General features: G+C 40.1%; 1 protein-coding gene. It reads left to right on the forward strand.

From position 1 onward, the window contains the following. Positions 1 to 28: 28 nt before the first annotated feature. Positions 29 to 867 (forward strand): HAD-IC family P-type ATPase (locus tag DYY66_RS06735; protein ID WP_309223980.1); only part of this gene is annotated, 839 nt, incomplete at its 3' end.

The raw sequence follows: 867 nt of genomic DNA on the forward strand, positions 1-867 counted from the left end.
AGGAATAGAGTCAGCAGGTGATTGTGATGTGCTCATCTTAGACAAAACTGGGACAATCACTGAAGGTGCTAGAAGAGCAATTGCTTTTATACCAATGGAAAAATTTACCGAGCAAGATATTGCTGAAGCGGCTTATGCTGCATCTTTTAGTGATCACACACATGAAGGAACATCAATTATTGAACTTGCAAATGAGAAAAAGATCGAACCACCATTTCTGATGGAAATAATGACAGCAAAGCCTGTTGAGTTTAGTTCTGAAACACGATTAAGTGGAATAGAGTTTTCACCAAAGAAAAAATTATCCAGCACCCAGGAACAAATTTCTAAATCATCGTTACCACGTACTAGAGTTTCTTCCAAAGTAGATGAACTTGAGGAATCAAATACTCAAGTGAAGATCCTAAAAGGATCAGTTGATGCAATTCTGAAGATTGCCACAAATGTAAATGAACCAGAATTACGATGGAAGGCACAAGAAATATCCAAAAACGGCGGAACGCCTCTTGCGGTGGCAATAAACGATGAGATAATTGGATTAATTTCACTCAAGGATACTCTCAAAAAAGACATTCGAGCAAAGTTGGAAGAAGTCAGGGTATCTGGTATAACAACAGTCATGATCACAGGTGACAATCAGATTACTGCTCAGGTAATTGCAAAAGAGGCAAACATTGATCAAATCATGGCAGAAGCCAAACCAACGGACAAGCTAAACAGAGTAGTGGAAGAACAGCTAAAGGGACATGTTGTAGGCATGATTGGTGATGGAACTAATGATGCACCAGCACTTGCAAAAGCTGATGTCGGTCTTGCAATGAACAGAGGTACAGCAGCAGCAAGGGAAGCCGCAAACATGGTAGACCT

Origin of the sequence: Candidatus Nitrosotalea sp. FS (genome assembly GCF_011319475.1) — an archaeon.
GTDB lineage: Archaea > Thermoproteota > Nitrososphaeria > Nitrososphaerales > Nitrosopumilaceae > Nitrosotalea.